The organism is Variovorax sp. GW821-FHT09D05 (assembly GCF_059416325.1).
In genome coordinates, this window is the sequence record NZ_JBWKOZ010000003.1 from 339,040 (window position 1) to 353,592 (window position 14,553).

Genomic DNA, 14,553 nt, shown 5'->3' on the forward strand with positions numbered 1-14,553 from the left:
GCTTGGTACATCGCTCGACGGGCGTGATCATCTCGCGTCAGATGAACCCGAAGTCCTGCTGCCCTCGCCCACCTGAACCCTGGTTCAGGATGCGGGTCCGGCACATCACCTGCAGACACCTTTTCCTGCCACGGCCCCCTGCATCCACTGCTCGGGGCCGTTGCTTTTTCCAGCCTCTCACTTCTCTTGCGTGACTTTCCCGTGAATATCGCTGCCCTGCTCGACCCCCTCCTGATCGCCGAACTCGCCGCTCTCGGCCTCGGCACCGGTTTTCTCGCGGGCCTGCTGGGCATCGGCGGCGGCATGCTGATGGTGCCGTTCATCACGATCATCATGGGCCATCGCGGCGTGCCGGCCGACCTCGCGGTGAAGATGGCCATCGCCACCTCGATGGCGACGATCATCTTCACCTCGGTGTCCAGCGTGCGCGCGCACCACCGGCGCGGCGCTGTGCGCTGGGACATCGTGCGGCGGCTCGCGCCCGGCATCGTCATCGGCAGCCTTGCTGGCAGCCTGGGCGTGTTCTCGCTGCTCAAGGGTACGGCGCTGGCCATCTTCTTCGCGCTGTTCGTGGGCTTCTCGGCCACGCAGATGTTCCTCGACAAGAAGCCCGCGCCCACACGGCAGATGCCGGGCACGGGCGGCCAGCTCGCGGCAGGCGGCGCGATCGGCTTCATCTCGGGCCTAGTGGGCGCGGGCGGTGGCTTCATCAGCGTGCCGTTCATGACGTGGTGCAACGTGTCCATTCACAACGCGGTGGCCACCAGCGCGGCGCTGGGCTTCCCGATCGCGGTGGCGAACGTGCTCGGCTATGCGGTCAGCGGCCAGTCGGTGCAAGGCCTGCCGGCTGGCTCCTTCGGCTACATCTGGCTGCCCGCGCTGGCCGTGATCGCGCTGTGCAGCGTGTTCACCGCACCGCTGGGCGCGAAGGCGGCGCACAGCCTGCCGGTGAAGAAGCTCAAGCGCGTGTTCGCGAGCATCCTTTACCTGCTCGCGGCCTACATGCTCTGGAAGGGCCTGCACGGCTGATCTGGCCGGGCAAAGCCCTTCGGGCCTGAGGTACGCCCCGTTGCGGTGCGCGAAGCCGCGCCGTATAAGGGTTTCATGAAAATCCTCATTGCCGTCGATGGCAGCGCCTACACCCGCAAAGCGCTCGACTACCTGCTTGCCAATCGCGCCATGTTCGTGGACGGGCATCAGCTGGTGGTGGTGCACGTGTGCACCGGCATCTCGGGCCATGTCGCGCGCCACCTGAGCAAAGAATTGGTGGCGGATTACTACGCCGAGGAAAACGCCAAGGTGCTCGACCCGGTGAAGGCGCTGTTCGCCGAGAGCGGCGTGAGCAACTACACGATCGACTCGCGCCACGGCCATGTGGCCGAGGAAATCCTCAAGTCGGCCGCGGCGGCACAAGCCGGGCTGATCGTGCTCGGCACCCATGGCCACGGCATCTTCGGCCGCGCGCTGATGGGCTCGGTTGCCACCAAGGTGGTCGCCGAAACCAACACGACGGTGATGCTGGTCCAGTAGCCCTTCTTACTGCATGCGCTGCTGCCGCCATTCGCGCGGCGAGCAGCCGAAGCGCTCGCGGAACGCGCGGCTGAAATGCGCCGCGTCGTTGAAGCCGCGGCCATAGGCAATCTCGGCCACCGGCCGGCCCGCGAGGCGCGGCTCCAGCAGGTCACGGCTGCACGCCTCCAGCCTGCGCTCCCAGATGTACTGCGACGGCGTCAGCGGCTCGCTCCTGAACACGCGGTGGATGTGGCTCACCGACACGCCCAGCCCCGCCGCCAGCGTGCCCACCGACAGCGAGGGATCGGCCAGCTGCTCGTCGATGAGCCGCTTCACGCGCGCCAGGTGATACGCCGTGAGATTGCTGAGCGACGGCGCACTCGCAGCGGGCAGCGTCTGCAGCCCCGCCACCAGGATGTTCTGAACGCCGTTGGCCACCGCAAGCGCCGACGCGGGCTGCAGCGTATCGATGTCTTCGCGCAGCGTGTGGATCATGCCCAGCAGCAGGTGCCCCGCGCCCGCACGGCCTGACACCATGGTGGCCGTCAGCGCCTCGGTGTCGCGCAGTTCGCTGCGCAGGCGTTCGCCGGGCAGCTTCAGCACGATCTGCTCGAAGGACTCGTCGAACAGCAGCTGATAAGGCCGCGTGCTGTCGTACAGCGCGAAGTCGCCGGCCGACAGCACGGCGTCGCGGCCGTCCTGCCGCACCACGCCACGGCCGCGCGCCTGGATGCTCACGAGAAAGTAGTCGTCGCTGGAGTGCGAGATGTGCCCCGGCGTGCGCATCACCTTCTGCGGGCTCGAGGTGACGACCGACACGTCGAGCCCGGGCAGCGCGTGCTGGCGGATGCTGCCTTCGAAATCGCAGGTATCGCCTTCGCGCACCGGATCGCAGCCCAGTTGCACGTAGACGTTGCAGATCATGTCGGTCCAGTAGGCAAGCCGCTGGTCCCGCGGGACGGCGTCGGTGCTGAGCAACTGGGTCATCGGGGGGGCCTCGGAAAGCCTTGGCAACAAGGGCATGCAACGCTGGAACAAGAACGCCGCCAATCCGGGTCAAGGCGTTCCGGCGGCGCGAATTTACGCTTCAAGCAACCCGCATGCCACAGCGCAAACCCGGTGCGCCGTAGGTGCGGAAGACGCCTCGTTACTTTCATTGCATCTGGAGAACCACCATGCCGACCACCGTCCACCCCAAGCTGCGCGTTGCCGCCGTGCAGGCCGCCCCCGTGTTCCTCGACCTCGACGGCACCATCGACAAGACCATCGACCTGATGGCGCAGGCCGCAAAACAGGGCGTGCAGCTCGTCGCCTTTCCCGAAACCTGGGTGCCCGGCTACCCGTGGTGGATCTGGCTCGATTCGCCGGCCTGGGGCATGCAGTTCGTGCAGCGCTACCACGACAACTCGCTGGTCGTCGGCTCGGCCGAGTTCGACCGCATCAGGGAGGCAGCGCGCAAGCTCAAGATCTGGGTGTCGCTCGGCTACAGCGAAAAGGCGGCGGGTAGCCTCTACATTGCGCAGGCGCTCATCGACGACCAGGGCAACACAGTGCAGACGCGGCGCAAGCTCAAGCCCACGCACGTGGAGCGCACTGTGTTCGGCGAAGGCGACGGCTCAGACCTCGCCGTGGTCGAGACGGCGCTGGGCAACATCGGCTCGCTCTCGTGCTGGGAGCACCTGCAGCCGCTGAGCAAGTACGCGATGTATTCTCAGAACGAGCAGATCCACTGCGGCGCATGGCCGAGCTTTTCGCTGTACCGCGGCGCGGCCTACGCGCTGGGCCCCGAGGTCAACAACGCCGCGAGCCAGGTGTATGCGGCCGAGGGCCAGTGCTTCGTGGTCGCGCCCTGCGCCACCGTGTCGAAGGCCATGAGCGAGCTGATGTGCACCGACGCAGGCAAGCAGCAGATGCTGGGCGTCGGCGGCGGCTACGCACGCATCTACGCACCGGACGGCTCTCCGCTGGGCACGCCGCTCGCCGAAGACGAAGAAGGCCTGGTCATCGCCGACATCGACCTCGGCATGATCTCGCTCGCCAAGGCGGCGGCCGATCCCAGCGGCCACTACTCGCGGCCTGACGTCACCCAGCTGCTGCTCAACAAGACGCGCCGCGAACCCGTGGTGGTGCAACACACGCCCGAGCCTGAAAGCAGCGTGCCCGAGCCGGTCGCGGCCTGAACCCAAGGAGGCACGCCATGGAATCCGCCATTGCCGAGCATCTGAAGTGCCCTCGCACGCGGCACCGTCGCGTGGAAGACGACTACACGCCGCCCTACCCCGTGTGGTCGGCCCGTGCGCCAACATCGGTGAAGCAGGTCGTGATGGGCTACTTCGGCGTGCAATCGCGCGGCCCCGAAATACAGGGCCGCGCCTGCGCCGCGCTGATGAAGATCGCCCGCGACTTCGCCCTGCCCGACGGCCCGGGCCACCATGACCTGACGCACTACGTCGATGCCGAGGGCTTCGACAACATGATCGCCATCGCCTACTGGAGCGACGCTGCGGCCTACGCACGCTGGTGCGCCACGCCCGCAATCGATGCCTGGTGGCGCTCCGACGATCGGCTCAACGAAGGCCTCGGCTACTTCCGCGAGATCGCGTCGCCGCGCGTCGAGCACTTCGAAACCATGTTCAACACACCCGACCGCTTCGAGGGCGTCGGCGTGGTCATGGGCGAGGTCAGCGGCGAACTGCAGGAGCACGGCTACTGGGGTTCGATGCGCGACCGCATCCCGCTCTCGCAGACCGATGCGATGACGCCTTCGGGCACGCGTGCAGTGATCGCCGGCACGCCGGCTCCGGGCCAGCGCGTGCGCATCGCGGGCCACGAGAACATCGCAATGATCCGCTCCGGCCAGGAATGGACCGACACCACCGGGCAGGAACGCACGCTCTACCTGGAAGACATGGAGCCGGTGCTGCGCGAGGGCATGGACTTCCTGCGCGACCAAGGCTTGGGCATCGGCTGCTACAGCAACCGCTACATGCACCACCTCGACGCGAAAGGCGCACCGCTGCAGAAGTCCTTCGGCCTGAGCTACTGGCGCTCGCTGGCCGACATGGAGCGTTGGGCCGAATCGCACCCCACGCACGTCGCGATCTTCGGCAGCTTCATGCGCTATGTGCAGGCGCTGAACTTCCAGCTGCAGCTGCGCGTGTACCACGAGGTGTCGGTGCTCAAGGCCGACGAGCAGAGCTACGAGTACATCAACTGCCACGCGCGCAGCGGGCTGATGAACGGGCTGGCGCCCGTTGCATGAGCCGATTCGATCAGGCCGCGAACAGCGCCTTGTGCTCCGCGCGCAGCAGCGCCTTCTGCACCTTGCCCATCGCGTTGCGCGGCAGTTCCGGCACGACGAAGCAGCGCTTCGGAATCTTGAAGTTCGCGAGCCTGGCCTTCAGGTCGGCCACGATGGCCTCGGCATCCAGCGAAGCGCCTGCCTTCGCGATGACGATGGCCACGCCCACCTCGCCGAAGTCGGGGTGCGGCACGCCGACCACGGCACTCTCGGCCACGCCGGCCATCTCGTTGATGTAGCCCTCGATCTCGGCCGGGTACACGTTGTAGCCGCCGCTGATGATCAGGTCCTTGCTGCGCCCGACGATGACGATGTAGCCCAGGCCGTCGATCTTGCCCACATCACCCGTCTTGAAGAAGCCGTCGGAGGTGAACTCTTCCTTCGTCTTCTCGGGCATGCGCCAGTAGCCCGCGAACACGTTGGGCCCACTGACCTCGATGTTGCCGATCTCGTCGGTGGTGCAGTCGCGGCCGCTGTCGTCGCGCACGCGCAGTTGCACGCCCGGCAGCGCAAAGCCGACAGTGCCGCCGCGGCGTTCGCCCTGTGCGGCGGTGTAGGGGTTCGACGTGAGCATGACCGTCTCGCTCATGCCGTAGCGTTCGAGAATGGTGTGGCCGGTGCGCTCACGCCACTCGTCGAAGGTTTCGATCAAGAGCGGCGCCGAGCCCGCGACGAACAGGCGCATGTTGCGCACCGCCTCGCGCGTGAGGCCCGGCTCGGCCAGCAGCCGCACATACAGGGTGGGCACGCCCATGAACACCGTGGCTTCGGGCAGCTTCTGCACGACGCGCTTCGGGTCGAACTTCGAGAACCACAGCATCTTGCTGCCGTTGAGCAGCGCGCCGTGAAGCGCGACAAACAGGCCATGCACGTGGAAGATGGGCAGCGCGTGGATCAGCACGTCGCCTTCGGTCCAGCCCCAGTAGTCCTTCAGCACCTGGGCGTTCGACAGCAGGTTGCCGTGCGTGAGCATCGCGCCCTTGCTGCGGCCGGTGGTGCCGCTGGTGTAGAGGATCGCGGCCATGTCGTCGGCCTTGCGCTGGGCCATGGTGTGCTTGTCGCTGCATTGCGCGGCAATTTCGAGCAGCGTCCCGGTGCGGTCGTCGTCCAGCGTGAAGACGTGCTGCGTGCCCGCCGCGTTGGCGATCGGCCCCACCCACGACGCATTGCGGCTGGTGCACACCACCACGGCCGGCTCGGCGTTGCCGATGAAGTATTCGATCTCGGCGCTCTGGTAGGCGGTGTTGAGCGGCAGGAACACATAGCCCGCGCGCAGCGTGGCGAGGTACAGCAGCATGGCCTCGACAGATTTCTCGACCTGCACCGCGATGCGCGCGCCCTTCTCCAGCTTCAGCGCATCGAGCAGGTTGGCGATCATGGCGCTGGCGCGCTCGACATCGCGCCAGGAATAGAACAGACCGTTGTCGGTTTCGACGGCGATGCTGTCGAGGTCGGCGGGGAAAGCCGCGCGCAGGGCGGCGAACAGGTTGGCGTTGGCGGTCTTCTTCATCTGACGGTTTCTTATCTTCAGAAATTCGGGGTGCGCTTGGCGAGAAAGGCGGCGATGCCCTCGCGGTGTTCGGCGGAGTCGGCGTAGTCGTAGGCGGTGGCCAGCAGGTCGTGGGCCGATGGGGCTCCGGCCCGCAGTGCTGCAAAGGTCTGCTTGTGCAGGCGCGCGGCCTGCGGCGCGAGCGCGGCGATGCGCGTGGCGTGTGACTGCACGGCGGCAGCCACTTCGTTGTCGGGCAGCACCTGCAGCAGGAAGCCCGCGTCGTACAGGCGCTGCGCACCGTGCACGCCAGCGGCGAGCAGCATGTCGCGCGCGAGCACATCGCCAATGGCGCCATGCACCAGCGCGGCTTCGCGCGGCGCCATCGGAAAACCGAGCTTTGCGATGGGCGCGCCGAACTTCGCGGACGCGCCGGCCAGGCGGATGTCGCAGCAGCTCGCGATCTCGATGCCCGCGCCCATGCAGGCACCCTCGATCTGCGCGACGAGTGGCAGCGCGCAGTCGAGCATGGCCTGCAGCGCGGCCCACACTTCGTTCTCGTGAAACTCGCGCAGGCTGGGCTCTTCGAAGCGGAACGATGGGTACTCGGAAATATCGCCGCCCGCGCAGAAGGCCCCGCCCTCGCCGCGCACGACGACGCAGCGCAGGCCGCCATCGTCGTTGCGCAGGCTGTCAAACACGGCGCGCAGCTCGCGCCACATGGCGCGCGTCATGGCATTGAGGCGCCCCGCGTTCGACAACGTGACGAACGCGATGGCGCCTTCCTGGCGCAACGAGATGCCGCTGCCGCCTGTCATTCGATCTTTGCGCCCGAGGCCTTCACAACCGTGGCCCAGCGCTTGATCTCGGAACTCACGAAGCTGCCGTAGGCAGGGCCCGTGAGGGTCGGGATTTCCGAGCCGTTCTGGGCCCAGATGTTCTTGATGTCGTCAGCCGCCAGCACCTTCTGCATCTCGGCGACGATCTGCGGCTGCACGTCGGCGGGCGTGCGCCGTGGTGCCCACAGTCCGTACCAGGTGGTCACGGTGTAGTCGGGCAAGCCCACCTCCGCGGCGCAGGGCACGTCGGGGAACGCGGGGTTGCGCTTGGTGCCGGCCACCATCAGTGCCTTGATGCGACCGCTCTTGATGTACTGGGCCGAGGAACCGAGGCCATCGAACATCAGGTCGACATTGCCGGCGATCAGGTCCGCCAGTGCCGGCCCGGCACCACGGTAAGGAATGTGCGTGATGAAGGTGCCGGTCTGGATCTTGAACAACTCGCCGGCCAGGTGGTGCGAGGTGCCGGCGCCGGCCGAGCCGTAGTTCAGCTTGCCGGGGTTGGCCTTGGCAAGCGCGATGAATTCCTTGATGTTGTTGGCCGCCACGCGGCGCGGATTGACCACCACCACCTGCGGCACGTTGGCCAGCAGCATCAGCGGCACGAAGTCTTTCTCGATGTCGTAGTCGAGCCTGGGATAGACGGACGGCGCAATGGCATGGTGCACCGCGCCCATGAACAGCGAGTAGCCGTCGGCCGAAGCCTTCGAGGCCACGCTCGCACCCAGCGTGCCGCCAGCGCCGCCGCGGTTATCGATGATGAGCGACTGGTTCGTCAGCCGCGAGAACTGCCCCGACAGCGGCCGCGCGAACGCGTCCGTCCCGCCGCCGGCCGGGAACGGCACGATCATCGTCACGGGCTTCGTCGGCCAGCCCTGCTGGGCCCGCGCTGCGCCGCAGAGAACGGCCGCACCGGCGGCAGCCACGCGCAGGACGTCGCGGCGTTGAAAGCTTGGGTTCATGTGTCTCTTCTCCTGTCTGTCGTTGTGGATCTTGCCGCACCATGCGGCTGTTGCAGGCGCTTGTGGCGCCGGCGCTTGGGACTTTCCGATAAGGACCTCAGCCTTTTTTGAAGTACAGGCTTTCGACGTCTCCCGATACTGCCACCTTGCCATCCGCCAGCCAGGTGCGATGCTTGTCCAGGCGCTTGAGGTCGTAGAGGTAGTTGACCATGAGCCCGTAAGACTGCCTGTGCCCCTTGGGCGACGGATCGCCCGCCCAGTTCAGGCGCTCCACGCGGGCGCCGTTGCCCAGGTGGAAGCGAGCGACCGGGTCGGCCGGCGTGCCGTCGACCAGCGCGCGGCCGAGGTACTCGGCAGCGGCCTGCATCAGCCATTGGCGCAGCGGCGACTTCGCATCGAAAGTGGCGGTCGCGTCCACCGCGGCAAGCAGGCGCTCGGCGGTCGGCGGAAGCGAGCCGACGAGGCGGCCGAGCTCGGCCTCGCGCTTCTCGTCGAGGCGCGGCAGCAGGTCGGCTGCGTTCTTCGCGAGCCAGGTGCGAAAGCCCGGAATCGGCGAGAGCGTGGCGAAGGTCTTCAGGCGCGGCAGCTCGTCCTGCAGGGTCTCGACCACGCGCTTGATGAGCGAATCGCCGAAGCTCACGCCGCGCAGGCCGTTCTGCGTGTTGCTGATCGAATAGAAGATCGCGGTGGTGGCCCTTGCCGGCAGCACGGGCACGGCGGCTTCGTCAAGCAGCGGCGTGATGCCGTCGCTGATGCGGTCGACCAGCGCCACTTCGACAAAGATCAGCGGCTCGTTCGGCAGGCGCGGATGGAAGAAGCCGTAGCAGCGGCGGTCGCTGTCGTCGAGCCGGTTCTTCACGTCAGACCAGCTCTTGATGTCGTGCACCGCTTCGTAGCGAATGAGCTTTTCGATCAGCGAGGCGGGCGAATCCCAGTCGATGCGGCGCAGTTCGAGGAAGGCCACGTCGAACCAGGTGGAGAAGAGTTGCTCCAGCTCGGCGTCGAGCGCGAGCAGGCGCTTGTCGGCCTTCAGGCACGGAAGCAGGTCGGCGCGCAGGTCGACCAGGAAGCGCATGCCTTCAGGCTCGACCGCAAAGCGCTGCAGCAGGCGCATGCGCGGCGACACCAGTGCGCGGCGCAGGCGCAGCTCGGCCTGGCCTTCGTCGGGCGTGCCGACCGCCGCCTGGTGCTGGTCGCGGGCAGTCTTGAGCTTTTGCGCATCGGCGGCGAAATGCTCGCTCATGAGCGCCCAGTAGTCGCGGCGCTCCTCGGCCGTGGCGGCGCGGTAGGCGTCCGCGATGGCGTGGGCGCGGCGGCCACCCTCGACCTCGCTCACGCGCGGGTCGATCACGGCCTGCAGGTCGGCCAGCACGCGGCGCAGCGCGCGCGGCGACAGGGCTTCGTCAGCCTTGCGCAGAGTGACCTGCAGGCGCTCGGCGGTCGAGCGTGCGCTGGGCTTGGGCGCATTCTTCGGCGCGCTCTTGGCAGCGGCTTCGGGCGCCACGGGCACCTTGGACTTTTCGCCAGAACGCAGCCGCGCCTGGAACCATTCGGTCGCACTCATCGGGGCACTCCAATTTTTGAGGGGATGGTCACGGCATCACCCTGGATTTCTGATTGCGCATGACTTCGCGCAGCGCCTCGCGCTGGCGCGTCATGTGCGTGCGCATGGCGGCGTCGGCGCCTTCGCTGTCGCGCGCCTTGAGCGCGGCGAACACGGCCAGATGCTCCGACAGGCTCTGGTCGAGCCGCCCCGGCGCATGCAGCTGCTGCAGCCGCGCTAGCTTGAGGATCTTGCGCAGGTCGCCGATCACCTGCGCCAGCCACTTGTTGTCAGCGAGCTTGATGATCGCCTCGTGAATGATGTGATTGGTGGCGTAGTAGTCGTTGATGCGGCGCGCCTTGGCGTGGCGCACCAGCCGCTCGTGCAGCGCGTCGAGTTCGTGCAGCTCGGCGTCGCTGGCGTTGCGGGCGGCCTCGTAGGCGCAACGGCCTTCGAGCAGCGCGATGACGGGAAAGATCTCGTCGAGGTCACGCTCGGTCACCTCGTTGACGAAGCAGCCGCGCCGCGGCTCGTGCCGCAGCAGGCCTTCGGCGGTAAGCACCTTGAGCGCCTCGCGCAGCGGCGTGCGCGAGATGGAGAGCCGCTCGCACAGGGCTGCCTCGTCCAGGAAGCTGCCGGGAGTCAGCGTGCCGTCGAAGATCTGCTCGCGCAGCGTGGCGGCGACTTCATCGTGCAGGGAGTTGGGGACCAGGCGCATACGGATCGGGGCAGCAAGTGCGACGTAATTTCCTGTAATTACGCGTAATTCTGAGCCTGCGCCCGATCCGGCGCGGCTGGTACTTACCCTGCGAACTTCCGATTGAAGAGGCTCAAGCGCGTGCGGTGGCTGTCTTGCTGCCCGAGCGACCGAACCAGAACCACAGCGCAATGCCGGCAATCACCATCGGCACGCTGAGCCACTGCCCTTGGCTCAGGTTGAGTGCACGCAGGCCGAGGAAATCGTCAGGCTCGCGGAAGTACTCGGCCACGAAGCGCAGCACGCCGTAGCCGATCAGGAACACCGCGGCCACCTGCCCCTGCTTGCGTTCCTTGCGCGCATAGAGCCACATCACCACGAAGAGCAGCAGCCCTTCGAGCAGGAACTGGTAGACCTGCGAGGGATGGCGCGGCAGCATCGATCCGCTCTGCGGAAACACCATGCCCCAAGGCAGATCGGGGCTGCTGAAGCGGCCCCACAGCTCGCCGTTGATGAAGTTGCCCACGCGACCGGCAGCCAGACCTGTCGGCACGCAGGGCGCAACGAAATCCATCACCTGCCAGAACGGCCGTGCGCGCGAATGCGAGAACCAGACCATTGCGCCAATCACGCCGAGCAGCCCGCCGTGGAAGCTCATGCCGCCCTGCCACACGTAGAGGATTTCGAGCGGATGCGTGAGATAGAACTCGGGCTTGTAGAACAGGCAATAACCCAGCCGCCCGCCGACGATGACGCCCATCACGCCGAGGAAAAGAATGTCCTCGATGTCCCTGCGCTGCCATGCGCCTGCGCCCACCAGCGAGCGATACGGCTCATGCCGCAGCCGGCGCGTGCCGAGAAAATAGAAGAGCGCAAACGCGGCCAGGTAGGTCAGGCCGTACCAGTGAATGGCCACCGGCCCGAGTTGCAGGGCGATGGGGTTGATCTGCGGATACATGAGCATCCGCGGATTGTGCCCCGGCCGAATGTCGGGGCCGGGACGGGGATATTCAGGCCGCTACCGAAGAACTAGCGCCCGAACTTCCACCACAGCAGCCCCGCCACCACGGCGGGCACCGCGAAGATCAGCAGGAAGATCGGCAGCTCCTCGGCCACCGAGTACCCCGCCTTGATCACGCCCACGGCCATGTTGATGCCCGCGCCGATGAACCACGCCGGAATGAACCATTTGGCCGCCACGGCCAGCGCAGCCGAAGAGCCGTCGCCCATGAAGCGCGCGGCCAGCAGGAACACCACCAGCAGCACGAAGCCGCCGCCCATCACCATGATCGTGTGCATATCGTTCGTCCTCCAGGCGGCATCTTGCCGGATCAGCGTGTGGTGTAGCCGCCGTTGGCAAAAATCGTCTGCCCGGTGATCCACCAGCCTTCGGTGACGAGGAAGCGCACGATGGGTGCGATGTCTTCGATGTCGGTGAGGCCCTTCTTCGAGAACTTGCTCAGCGCGGCGGCGCTGCTGTGGTATTCGACGGCCTCCTTGCTCTCCTGCCCGTAGAAGAACGGCGTGTCCATCGGGCCAGGGCCAATCGCGTTGACCGAGATGCCGCGCTCGCCGAACTCCTTCGACGCGGCGCGCGTGTAGTGCTCCACCGCCGCCTTCGAGCCCGGATAGATCGCATAGAACGGCGTGTAGGCCGCCAGCAGCGAACTCACCAGCGTGACGATGCTGCCGCCGTCGGCCATCGTGCGGCCGGCCTGCTGGATGAAGAAGAAAGCAGCCTTGGCATTGGCGTCGAAGCTCTTGTCGTAGTCGGCCTCGGTGACGTCGAGGATCGGCTTCTTGATGACCACGCCGGCAGTGTTGATGGCGATGTCGACCTGCCCGAAGTGCTTCACGGCCTGGTCGAACAGCTTCACGCTGTTGTCGACCACCGAGAGATCGCCCTGCACCAGCAGCGTATCGGCGCCCTTGGCCTTGAGCGCGGCGGCGGTTTTTTCGGCATCGGCGCGCGAGGCATCGCTGTTGTAGTGAATGGCGACGCCGCGGGCGCCGCCGTCGACCATCTGGCGGCCAATGAGGGCGCCGAGGTTCTTGCCACCGCCGGCGATGACGACGACCTTGTTCTTGAGAGTGCGTGCGGACATGAATGGACTCCTTTGTAGAGGGTGATGCGTGACGGGAGCATTCAGTCTATTGATCAGTACACGACAGATAAATCACCCAGCCAAGGCTAGACTGTTCAATAAATCACGAACAATCCAGATTACCCATGGACCGCATCGACCTCCTCCAGGTCTTCGTGCGCGTGGCCGAGGCCGGCAGCTTCACACGCGCAGCCGACCGCCTGGGCCTGCCGCGCGCGACCATCTCGACGGCCGTGCAGCAGCTCGAAACCCGCCTCGGCTCTCGCCTGCTGCACCGGACCACGCGCCGGGTGGGCCTCACGCCCGACGGCGAAGTGATGCTGGAGCGTGCCCGCGCGCTGGTGGCCGACATGGAAGACATGGAGCAGCAGTTCCTGCCCGCGCACGGCCAGGTGAGCGGCCGGCTCAAGGTCGACGTGCCGAGCCGCATCGCGCGGCGGCTGATCGCGCCAGCACTCCCGGGCTTCTTCGAGCGCCATCCGGCCATCGAGCTCGAACTGGGCTCCAGCGACCGCGCGGTGGATCTTGTGCTCGAAGGCGTCGACTGTGCGCTGCGCGTGGGGCCGCTGGCCAGCAGCAGCCTGGTGGCACGGCCGCTCGGGCATTTCACGTTGATCAACTGCGCGAGCCCGGCTTACCTGGCACGCCACGGCACGCCGCGCACGCCCGCCGATCTGCCGCAACACATGGCCGTCAACTACGCCTCGCCGACCAGCGGGCGCGCGGCGCCGTGGGAATGGCAGCGCGACGGGGAAACCGCGAGCTTGCGCATGCGCAGCCAGGTGGCGGCGAACAATGCCGAGACCTACATCGCCTGCGCACTGGCCGGCCTGGGCCTGATCCAGATTCCGGCGTACGACGTGCGCGAGCACCTCGCGGCCGGCGAACTGATCGAGGTGCTGGCCGACGCACGCGCCGAGCCGCTGCCGGTGCAGCTCGTGTACCCGCACCGGCGCAACCTGTCGCGGCGCGTGCAGGCCTTCGCGGGCTGGCTCGAAACCCTGCTCTCCGATTCGCTCGACCCGCGAGCGATGTCGAAGACGGGTGGCGCGCGGGCATCGCGCAGATAGAGGCAAAGGCAGGCGCCCTGCCCGCTATTTCGCCTGGGCCCGTGCCGTGCGCTCGCGCACGAACGCCACGAAACGCGCCAGCGCCGGATGCGCGGCCTGTGCGGGCCACACGAGGCTTGTCTCGCAGGCCGGCAAGGCCACGCGGCGCCGCCCAACGCCCTTGAACTCGTCGACCTGCCGGTAGACGACGCCCGCGCGCCGGAACTGCATCACGCTGTGCGGCACCCAGGCAACGCCGATGCCGCCCGACACCAGATTGACGATGGTCTGCATCTGGATTGCCTCCTGCGCCACCTGCGGCACGCGGCCGGCCGCGTGATAGAGGTCGAAGACCGCGTCGTGCAGCGAGGGCACGATGCGGCGCGGAAAGATCACCAACGGCTCGGCCAGCACCTCCGCCAGCGGCACGGGCCGCGCGCGGGCGAGCCGGTGCTGCGCCGGCAGGGCCAGCACCAGCGCCTCTTCCTCCACCGGCAACCGGGCCAGCCCTGGCGGCGCCGCACCGGGCGAATGCAGCATCAGCCCCGCATCGATCTCGCCACGTGCGAAGGCTTCGAGCTGCACGTCGCCGGTGGCCTCGACCAGTTCGAGCGCCACCTCGGGGCACAGCACGCGGAACTCGCGCACCCAGGCCGGCAGTTGCTCGAAGCCGACGGTCGAGACGAAGGCGATGCGCACCCGGCCCACCTGCCCCGCCGCCGCTGCCCGCGCCCGGGCAGGCAACGCCTGCGCGCGGGCCAGCAGCTCGCGCACATCTGGCAGCAAGGCCTCGCCGGCCGGCGTGAGCGCCACGCGCCGCCGGGTACGGTCGAACAGCACCACGCCCAGCGTCTTCTCGAGCTGGGCAATGGCTTGCGTGACCGGTGGCTGCGTCATGTGCAGCCGTAGCGCGGCGCGGCCGAAGTGCAGCTCTTCGGCCACGGCGACGAACTGGCGCCAGGCCCGCAGGTCGATCAGGGCTTCATTCATATGCCAAGCATATTAATCTGTGCTTGAAAATGGATTGGAAGCAATCAATCAGAAGTCCGATACTTG

Annotated in this window: 15 protein-coding genes; 5 read left to right on the top strand and 10 right to left on the bottom strand. The window is 67.1% G+C overall.

Annotation, left to right across the window (positions count from 1 at the left end; genetic code table 11):
* Positions 1-207 precede the first annotated feature (207 nt).
* Complete coding sequence (locus AC07O3_RS09555) at positions 208-1,029, top strand: sulfite exporter TauE/SafE family protein (protein WP_093056586.1); 822 nt, start codon at positions 208-210, stop codon at positions 1,027-1,029.
* Positions 1,030-1,104: 75 nt separating this feature from the next.
* A complete protein-coding gene (locus AC07O3_RS09560; protein WP_495339167.1) occupies positions 1,105-1,530 on the top strand; it encodes a universal stress protein in 426 nt (141 codons plus the stop codon).
* 6 nt (positions 1,531-1,536) lie between these two features.
* On the opposite strand, the gene AC07O3_RS09565 is transcribed toward AC07O3_RS09560, so the two are convergent.
* Entirely contained in the window at positions 1,537-2,499 is a 963-nt protein-coding gene (locus tag AC07O3_RS09565) for an AraC-like ligand-binding domain-containing protein (RefSeq protein ID WP_495339168.1), read from the bottom strand.
* Positions 2,500-2,687: 188 nt separating this feature from the next.
* Here AC07O3_RS09565 and AC07O3_RS09570 point away from each other — a divergent pair, with 188 nt between their 5' ends.
* The gene (locus AC07O3_RS09570; RefSeq protein WP_495339169.1) at positions 2,688-3,692 is read left to right on the top strand and encodes a carbon-nitrogen hydrolase family protein; all 1,005 of its coding nucleotides are present in this window, start codon (positions 2,688-2,690) and stop codon (positions 3,690-3,692) included.
* A 17-nt stretch (positions 3,693-3,709) separates the two neighbouring features.
* Positions 3,710-4,774: a phenylacetaldoxime dehydratase family protein gene (locus AC07O3_RS09575; protein WP_495339170.1), complete on the top strand. Its 1,065-nt coding sequence runs from the start codon at positions 3,710-3,712 to the stop codon at positions 4,772-4,774.
* 10 nt (positions 4,775-4,784) lie between these two features.
* Here AC07O3_RS09575 and AC07O3_RS09580 read toward each other — a convergent pair whose 3' ends face one another.
* The 8 genes from AC07O3_RS09580 to AC07O3_RS09615 form a co-directional block, all read right to left on the bottom strand.
* On the bottom strand, positions 4,785-6,323 hold the full coding sequence (locus AC07O3_RS09580) for a malonate--CoA ligase (RefSeq protein WP_307615184.1): 1,539 nt from the start codon (positions 6,321-6,323) through the stop codon (positions 4,785-4,787).
* Between the two features lie 17 nt (positions 6,324-6,340).
* Complete coding sequence (locus AC07O3_RS09585; RefSeq protein WP_495339171.1) at positions 6,341-7,120, bottom strand: enoyl-CoA hydratase/isomerase family protein; 780 nt, start codon at positions 7,118-7,120, stop codon at positions 6,341-6,343.
* Positions 7,117-8,103: a Bug family tripartite tricarboxylate transporter substrate binding protein gene (locus AC07O3_RS09590; RefSeq protein ID WP_093056482.1), complete on the bottom strand. Its 987-nt coding sequence runs from the start codon at positions 8,101-8,103 to the stop codon at positions 7,117-7,119. Before AC07O3_RS09590 ends, AC07O3_RS09585 begins: the two co-directional genes overlap by 4 nt.
* A gap of 97 nt (positions 8,104-8,200) precedes the next feature.
* Complete coding sequence (locus AC07O3_RS09595; RefSeq protein WP_495339172.1) at positions 8,201-9,667, bottom strand: malonyl-CoA decarboxylase; 1,467 nt, start codon at positions 9,665-9,667, stop codon at positions 8,201-8,203.
* Positions 9,668-9,695: 28 nt separating this feature from the next.
* Complete coding sequence (locus tag AC07O3_RS09600; RefSeq protein ID WP_093056480.1) at positions 9,696-10,364, bottom strand: GntR family transcriptional regulator; 669 nt, start codon at positions 10,362-10,364, stop codon at positions 9,696-9,698.
* A 112-nt stretch (positions 10,365-10,476) separates the two neighbouring features.
* Positions 10,477-11,307: a prolipoprotein diacylglyceryl transferase gene (gene lgt, locus AC07O3_RS09605; RefSeq protein ID WP_495339173.1), complete on the bottom strand. Its 831-nt coding sequence runs from the start codon at positions 11,305-11,307 to the stop codon at positions 10,477-10,479.
* A 65-nt stretch (positions 11,308-11,372) separates the two neighbouring features.
* Complete coding sequence (locus AC07O3_RS09610; protein WP_093056478.1) at positions 11,373-11,642, bottom strand: hypothetical protein; 270 nt, start codon at positions 11,640-11,642, stop codon at positions 11,373-11,375.
* A 32-nt stretch (positions 11,643-11,674) separates the two neighbouring features.
* Positions 11,675-12,448: an SDR family oxidoreductase gene (locus AC07O3_RS09615; RefSeq protein WP_495339174.1), complete on the bottom strand. Its 774-nt coding sequence runs from the start codon at positions 12,446-12,448 to the stop codon at positions 11,675-11,677.
* Positions 12,449-12,573: 125 nt separating this feature from the next.
* Here AC07O3_RS09615 and AC07O3_RS09620 point away from each other — a divergent pair, with 125 nt between their 5' ends.
* The gene (locus AC07O3_RS09620) at positions 12,574-13,518 is read left to right on the top strand and encodes a LysR family transcriptional regulator (RefSeq protein WP_426388876.1); all 945 of its coding nucleotides are present in this window, start codon (positions 12,574-12,576) and stop codon (positions 13,516-13,518) included.
* Positions 13,519-13,542: 24 nt separating this feature from the next.
* On the opposite strand, the gene AC07O3_RS09625 is transcribed toward AC07O3_RS09620, so the two are convergent.
* A complete protein-coding gene (locus AC07O3_RS09625; protein WP_093073776.1) occupies positions 13,543-14,487 on the bottom strand; it encodes a LysR family transcriptional regulator in 945 nt (314 codons plus the stop codon).
* Positions 14,488-14,553: the final 66 nt, after the last annotated feature.

Bases quoted from the DNA above. Each gene is read 5' to 3' on its own strand.
- AC07O3_RS09560 (WP_495339167.1), top strand. From the start codon at position 1,105: ATGAAAATCCTCATTGCCGTCGATGGCAGCGCCTACACCCGCAAAGCG.
- AC07O3_RS09580 (WP_307615184.1), bottom strand. From the start codon at position 6,323: ATGAAGAAGACCGCCAACGCCAACCTGTTCGCCGCCCTGCGCGCGGCT.
- AC07O3_RS09595 (WP_495339172.1), bottom strand. From the start codon at position 9,667: ATGAGTGCGACCGAATGGTTCCAGGCGCGGCTGCGTTCTGGCGAAAAG.
- AC07O3_RS09600 (WP_093056480.1), bottom strand. From the start codon at position 10,364: ATGCGCCTGGTCCCCAACTCCCTGCACGATGAAGTCGCCGCCACGCTG.
- AC07O3_RS09625 (WP_093073776.1), bottom strand. From the start codon at position 14,487: ATGAATGAAGCCCTGATCGACCTGCGGGCCTGGCGCCAGTTCGTCGCC.
- AC07O3_RS09610 (WP_093056478.1), bottom strand. From the start codon at position 11,642: ATGCACACGATCATGGTGATGGGCGGCGGCTTCGTGCTGCTGGTGGTG.
- lgt (WP_495339173.1), bottom strand. From the start codon at position 11,307: ATGCTCATGTATCCGCAGATCAACCCCATCGCCCTGCAACTCGGGCCG.
- AC07O3_RS09585 (WP_495339171.1), bottom strand. From the start codon at position 7,120: ATGACAGGCGGCAGCGGCATCTCGTTGCGCCAGGAAGGCGCCATCGCG.
- AC07O3_RS09615 (WP_495339174.1), bottom strand. From the start codon at position 12,448: ATGTCCGCACGCACTCTCAAGAACAAGGTCGTCGTCATCGCCGGCGGT.
- AC07O3_RS09575 (WP_495339170.1), top strand. From the start codon at position 3,710: ATGGAATCCGCCATTGCCGAGCATCTGAAGTGCCCTCGCACGCGGCAC.
- AC07O3_RS09570 (WP_495339169.1), top strand. From the start codon at position 2,688: ATGCCGACCACCGTCCACCCCAAGCTGCGCGTTGCCGCCGTGCAGGCC.
- AC07O3_RS09565 (WP_495339168.1), bottom strand. From the start codon at position 2,499: ATGACCCAGTTGCTCAGCACCGACGCCGTCCCGCGGGACCAGCGGCTT.
- AC07O3_RS09620 (WP_426388876.1), top strand. From the start codon at position 12,574: ATGGACCGCATCGACCTCCTCCAGGTCTTCGTGCGCGTGGCCGAGGCC.
- AC07O3_RS09590 (WP_093056482.1), bottom strand. From the start codon at position 8,103: ATGAACCCAAGCTTTCAACGCCGCGACGTCCTGCGCGTGGCTGCCGCC.